At 74.6% G+C, this 6352-nt stretch carries 4 protein-coding genes and 1 pseudogene; 3 read left to right on the forward strand and 2 right to left on the reverse strand.

Translation table 11 applies throughout. The features are described 5' to 3' along the window. Positions 1–1782: a glycoside hydrolase family 15 protein gene (locus tag AB0I21_RS29000; RefSeq protein WP_360565858.1), complete on the forward strand. Its 1782-nt coding sequence runs from the start codon at positions 1–3 to the stop codon at positions 1780–1782. A 57-nt stretch (positions 1783–1839) separates the two neighbouring features. Here AB0I21_RS29000 and AB0I21_RS29005 read toward each other — a convergent pair whose 3' ends face one another. Beyond that, a complete protein-coding gene (locus AB0I21_RS29005) occupies positions 1840–2040 on the reverse strand; it encodes a hypothetical protein (protein WP_360565859.1) in 201 nt (66 codons plus the stop codon). Between the two features lie 170 nt (positions 2041–2210). On the opposite strand from AB0I21_RS29005, the gene AB0I21_RS29010 reads away from it, so the two are divergent. Together AB0I21_RS29010 and AB0I21_RS29015 are read left to right on the forward strand one after the other, a co-directional pair. Continuing rightward, complete coding sequence (locus AB0I21_RS29010) at positions 2211–3806, forward strand: histidine kinase (RefSeq protein ID WP_360565861.1); 1596 nt, start codon at positions 2211–2213, stop codon at positions 3804–3806. A gap of 181 nt (positions 3807–3987) precedes the next feature. Further along, positions 3988–5901 carry a DUF4118 domain-containing protein gene (locus tag AB0I21_RS29015; protein ID WP_360565863.1) on the forward strand — a complete coding sequence of 638 codons (1914 nt, stop codon included), beginning with the start codon at positions 3988–3990 and terminating at the stop codon, positions 5899–5901. Between the two features lie 300 nt (positions 5902–6201). Here the strand turns inward: AB0I21_RS29015 and AB0I21_RS29020 are convergent. Beyond that, positions 6202–6345 (reverse strand): annotated as a pseudogene (locus AB0I21_RS29020) (MbtH family NRPS accessory protein); the annotation flags it as partial. Between the last annotated feature and the right edge of the window lie 7 nt (positions 6346–6352).

Genomic DNA, 6352 nt, shown 5'->3' on the forward strand with positions numbered 1-6352 from the left:
ATGACCGCCGTTCACGGTGCGCCGCCACGCCGCGCCGCCGGCGTCTCCGCGCCGCAGGTGCTGCGGCAGTACGCCCTGCTGGCCGACGGCCGCCGCGGCGCGCTCATCGGCCCGCGCGGCGACGTGGCCTGGCTGTGCGCGCCGGCCTGGGAGTCGGACGCCGTCTTCACCAGCCTCCTCGGCGGCCCGGGCGTCTACGCGGTCGCCCCGGCCGACGACCGGTTCGTGTGGGGCGGGTTCTACGAGCCGGGCACCCTGATCTGGACCAGCCGCTGGATCACCACCGACGCGATCATCCACAGCCGCGAGGCTCTCGCCCTGCCCGGCGATCCGCACACCCTGACCCTGCTGCGGCGGGTGGCGGCGATCCGCGGCGGCGCGGTGGTGCGGCTGCTGCTCGACGTGTGCGCCGGGTTCGGCCGGCAGCCGTTGCGCGACCTCACCCGCGACGAGCACGGGTGGACCGGGCGCGCCGGCGACCTGTACGTGCGCTGGCACGGCGCCCCGCAGGCACGGCCCGATGCCTCCGGCGTCCTGCACGGCGAGCTGCGCCTGCCGCCCGGCGGCCGCCACGACCTCACGCTGCAGCTGTCGACCCGGCCGTTCACCGGGCCGGCGCCCGAGCCGGACGAGCTGTGGCCCGCCACGGCGGCGGCGTGGCAGGTGGCCGTGTCCACCACGGTGGACGGCTTCTCCGGCCGGGACACCCGGCACGCCTGCGCGGTTCTGCACGGGCTGACCACCCCGGAGGGCGGCATGGTCGCCGCCGCCACGACCTCGCTGCCGGAGCGGGCCGAAGCCGGCCGCAACTACGACTACCGCTACGCCTGGATCCGTGACCAGTCCTACGCCGGGCATGCCGCCGCCGCGGCGGGCGCCGACCGGCTGCTCGACGCGGCCGTGCGCTTCGTCTCGCAGCATCTGCTGGCCGACGGGCCGGCACTGGCGCCCGCCTACGTGGCGGGGTCGGGCCGGCCGGTGCCGGACGAACGGGACCTCGGCTTCCTGCCCGGCTATCCGGGGGCGCCGGTGCGCACCGGCAACTGGGTCAACGGGCAGTTCCAGCTCGACGCGTTCGGCGAGGCGCTGCTGCTGCTGACCGTGGCGGCCCGCCGGGACCGGCTCGACGCCGACGGACGCCGGGCACTGCACCTGGCCGCCGACACCATCGGCCGGCGGTGGCGCGATCCGGACGCCGGCATCTGGGAGCTGCATCCGCGGCCCTGGACCCATTCCCGGCTCACCTGCGTCGCCGGGCTCCTGCGCGCGGCCGGCGCGGTCACCGGACCCACGGCCACGCGCTGGCGCGACCTGGCCGGGTCCATCCTGGCCGACACGCAGGCCACCTGCCTGCACCCGACCGGGCGGTGGCAGCGCGCACCGGACGACCCGCGCGTCGACGCCGCCCTGCTGTTCCCCGGAATCCGTGGCGCCGTGCCGCCCGGCGATCCCCGCACCGCCGCCACGCTCGCCGCCGTGCGGGCCGAGCTCACCGAAGACGGTTACGTGTACCGGTTCCGCGCCGACGACGCGCCGCTCGGCGGTGCGGAGGGCGCGTTCCTGCTGTGCGGCTACGGCATGGCCCTGGCCGAGCAGCAGGCCGGCAACCCGGTCGCCGCCGCCCGCTGGTTCGAACGCAACCGCGCGGCCTGCGGCCCGCCGGGCCTCTACGCGGAGGAGTACGACGTCCGGCAGCGGCAGCTGCGCGGCAACCTGCCCCAGGCGTTCGTGCACGCCCTGCTCCTTGAGACCGCCGCGACGCTGCCCGATCCGACGGGCTGAAGAGGAGTGGTCAGGTGCTGAGGATCCGGGCCTTCTGCTGCTCGAACTCGGCCTCGGTCAGCGGTGCAGGGATGCGACGTCGCGGACGTCGACGTAGCCGGAAGCGAACTTCAGCAGCGCGGAGGTCAGCACCACCCGCCGGACGCCCGCGTCACGGGCCGCGCGCGGCACCCGCAGCGTGCCGTCGACGGCCGGGCGGACCATCTCGTCGGCGTCGCGCGGCACCTGGGTCAGCGTCGGCGACGCGACGTGCGGCACCGCGTCGCAGCCGGCCTCGGCCCGGCACGGGTGATATCCGGGGTGGCGGCAGGGGTCGACCGGACGGCCGCGGCGTGCGGGCCGGGTCGATGCGCGGCGGAGGGCGACGCGGGGGCGGTAGCGTAAAGCGAATGTCGTTCTGATCGCCTCTGGTCAGGATCATCCCCTTGTTGCGCAGACCCTGGTCGACCTCGCTCCTCGTCGCCGCTGTGTCGGTGGCTGCCGTCGTCGGCCTGGGGAGTTCGGGGCTGCTGTCCCCGCGGTGGTCGGGGCTCGTCGACGACGCGGGGCAGCTCTCCGCGGCGCTCGCGGCGACCCTCGTCTGCTGGATCACCGCCCGCCGGTACTCCGGCGGTCAGCGGTGGTGGCGGGTGTGGATGGGCGCCGCGACGTGCGGCTGGATGATCGGGCAGTTCCTCTGGTCCTGGTACCGGTGGTTCAACGGCGACGTGCTGCCGAGCCCGTCGCTCGCGGACGCCGGGTACCTCACGCTGCCGGTGTTCGCGCTCCTGGCGGTCTGGACCCTGGCCGCCGACCAGCCCGCACAGGCCGCCACGTGGCGCCGCCGGGGGAGCCTGGTGATGGCGCTCGACGGGCTCATCGTCGTGGGTGCGCTGTTCGTGCTCACCTGGGCCACCACGCTCGGGGCGGTGGTGCAGGCCGGTGCGGCCACCACCTTCGCGTACTCGGTCGCGATCGCCTACCCGGTCACCGATCTGCTGCTGACCATCATGATCATCCTGCTGCTCGCCACGACGGCGGCCGCGCCGAACCGGGCGCAGCTGATCATCCTCGCCGTCGGGCTGTTCGCGCTGTCGTTGTCGGACAGCGTGTTCGCGTACGCGGTGACCAGGGGCGAGGACAGCATGTCGCCGCTGGCCAACTCCGGGTTCGTCGCCGGGCACGCGCTCATCGCGGTCGCCGCGCTGACGCCCGTCCGGGAGATGCAGCACTGGCCGGTGCGCCCGCGGGCCCGCTGGGGGCACATGATGCTGCCGTACGTGCCGGTCGTCGGCACGGGCGTGCTGGTGATCGTGCAGCTCGCCCGGGGCGTCGTGATGGACGGCACCGAGATCGTCGCCGAGACCCTGGTCATCGTGCTGCTGATCATCCGGCAGGGGGTGGTGCTCGTGGAGAGCGCCAACCTCGTCGCGTCGCGGACCCGGCTCGTGCTCGCCGCCGACGAGACCCGCCGGCGGCTCGAACGCGACCTGCACGACGGCGTGCAGCAGCGGCTCATCTCGCTGGGGCTGGAGGTGCGCCGGGTCGAGACGATGGTGCCGTCGGAGCTGGCGGAACTGCGCCAGGACCTGTCCGCCGTCGTGGACGGGTTGAACGGCGCCGTCGACGACGTGCGGGAGCTCTCCCGCGGCGTACACCCTGCGATCCTCGTGCAGGGTGGCCTGCGACCCGCGCTCAAGGGGCTGGCCCGCCGCTGCGCCGTCCCGGTGGACCTCGAGATGCACGTGGACGGCCGGCAGCCGGAGCCGATCGAGGTCGGGGCGTACTACGTGGTGGCGGAGGCGCTGACGAACGCCGTCAAGTACGCCCAGGCGACGCTCGTCCACGTCGTCGTGTGCGCGCAGGGTGGCTACCTGCACGTGACGGTGAACGACGACGGCGCCGGCGGCGCGGACCCGAAGGGAGGCACCGGTCTCATCGGTCTGATCGACCGGGTCGAGGCGCTGGGCGGCACGCTGACCGTCGAGAGCCCGGCCGGCCGGGGCACCCGCCTGCAGGCCGACTTCCCGCTCGGCGAACCGTGAGCAGGCCCGGATCGCGGGCAGGAACGAGCGTGGCTGTACCCCATGTGCCGCGGGTGGGATGTCACCCGCATCGGGTGGTGTTGACGGTCGTCAGGAAGGCGAACGGTCGGACGTGTGCATGCCGGACCGGTGCGGACGCGGCCCAGTCCCGCAGTCACGCTCTCGCCGATCGGGAGGCCGCATGACGGTGACCAGCAGTGTCCGGCGCCGGCTCATGACGTGGTTGCTGCCGGACACGCCGCCGCCGCTCCTCGTCGGTGTCATCGTCGCGGCGGTGGTCATCACGGCCGAGACGGCCCTGCTCGGGCTGCTGCACGCCGCCGAACCGCAGCGGTCGCCGACCGCCGTCATCTACATCCTCGGCGTGGTGGCGCTGACCATCGTGTGGGGCGTCCGGCTCGGCGTCGGTGTGGCGGTGGTCAGCACGCTGGTGTTCAACTTCGTCCACGTGCCTCCGGGCGGACTGCACCTGACCGCGTCGCAGGACCTCCAGCGGGCCGTGGTCTTCGGGATCGTGGCACTGGCCAGCGGCGGGCTGGCCGACCTCGCCCGGACGCGCACACTGGAGGCGCGGCAGCTGGCGGCCGAGGCGGACGTCGCCGCCGACGTCGCCCGCTGCGTCCTCGGCGCGGACGACCTGCCGTCGGCGCTGCGGGCCGGGGCGTGGTGTCTCACGACCGGGTTCGGCCTCTCCCACGTGTCGATCGAGGTCGGCGACGCACCGGACCCGGAGAAGGTCGCCGGCGCGACCGTGCTCGGGCTGGGCGACGGGAATCGCCGCCCGGTGTGGCTCGTCGTCCCGGACGACACCCCGCCGGCGACGCTGGAGCGCATCCGCGAACGGATCGGCCCCTCACTGGAGGAGGTCGTCAGGACCGCCGTGAAGCGCCAGGAGCTCGTCGGTACCCTGCGGGCCAGCCAGCAGGCGACCCAGGCCCTGCTGTCGGAGCAGGCGGCGTTGCGGCGGGTGGCCACGATGGTCGCCGCGGGCGGGTCGCCCGGCACGGTGTTCGCGGCGGTGACGGCCGAGCTGCACCGCCTGTTCCGCGGGTTTCACACCGCGCTGCTCCGGTACGAGCCGGACCGCACCGTCAGGACGGTCTCGGAGCGGGACGAGGGCGGACGGCTGCTGCCCGACCAGCCGAGCCTGCCCATCGAGGGCGAGAACATCGTCGGCACGATCCTCCGCACCCGCCGCACGGCACAGATCGACTATGACACCGCCAGCGGGCCGATCGCCGAGGAGCTCCGGGCCCGCGGCGTCCACCGCGGCCTCGGCGTGCCGATCATCGTCGACGGTGAGCTGTGGGGGGTCACGCTCGTCCTGTCCTACAAGCCGGGGCCGGTGCCGCCCGACGCGGAGAACCGCCTGCTCGCCTTCACCGAGCTCGTCGCCACCGCCATCGCGAACACCGAGAACCGCGCCCGGCTCGTCGCGTCCCGCGGCAGGCTGGTCGCCGCGGCGGACGACGCCCGGCGGCGCATCGAACGCGACCTGCACGACGGGCCGCAGCAGCGCATCGTCGCCCTCGCCCTGCGGCTGCGCATGGCGGAGGAGTCGGCGGCGGGCGACGTGCCGGCGGCGCAGCGCCTGCTGTCCGACACGGTCAAAAACCTCACCGAGATCCACGAGTCCATGACCGACCTCGCCCGCGGCATCCACCCGGCGCTGCTGACCCAGGGCGGGGTCTGCCCGATGCTGCGCACGCTGGCCCGGCGCAGCATCGTGCCGGTCGAGCTGCGGCTGCAGGTGCCGGGCCGGCTTCCCGAGCGGGTGGAGGTGGCCGTCTACTACGTGGTCTCGGAGGCGCTGACCAACATCGCCAAGCACGCGCAGGCGCCGGTCGCCTACGTCACGGTGGACGCGGACGAGCGGTCGATCTGGCTGTCGGTCCGCGACGACGGTGTCGGCGGGGCCGACCCGGAAGGCGGCACGGGGCTCGTCGGCCTGCGCGACCGCGTCGAGGCGCTGGGGGGCCGGTTCGGCGTCGTCAGCCCGCCGGGGCAGGGGACGACCCTGACCGCGGAGATCCCGCTCGCCGAGCCGGACCCGCACGCCGTCGCGGAGTCCTCCCCGATGGCCGCCGCCGGCTGAGTGGGCACGGGCCGGCGGTCCGGCGGACCCTCAGCGGGCCGCTCGGTGGCGGAGGCGCTCGGTCGCGATGAAGTCGGTCAAGGTGTCCAGGTCCTCCAGGGCGTGCTGGTTGAAGTCGGCGGCCACGCCGTACTCCGTCTCGATGGCGTCGACCAGGCGGATGATCGCCAGCGACGACACGCCCATGGCGACCAGCGAGCAGCCGGCCGTGGCGACGTCGTGTGGGGTGAGCCGGTCGTCGCAGGCCTGCGAGACGGCGCCGGCCAGCCAGGCGCGGATCCGGGTGCGCGCCGGGGTCTGGTCGGTCCAGACCCGCTCGACGTGGTCGAGGCACTCGTCCCGGGTGCCGCGGTGGCCCTCGGCGACCCAGCCGGCCGGCAGGTCGTCGGCGACGGGCCAGACCGAATACTGCTCGTCGGCGTTCATCACGACGCGGTGGTCCATGAGGGTT

Source organism: Dactylosporangium sp. NPDC050588, assembly GCF_040654975.1.
GTDB lineage: Bacteria > Actinomycetota > Actinomycetes > Mycobacteriales > Micromonosporaceae > Dactylosporangium > Dactylosporangium maewongense.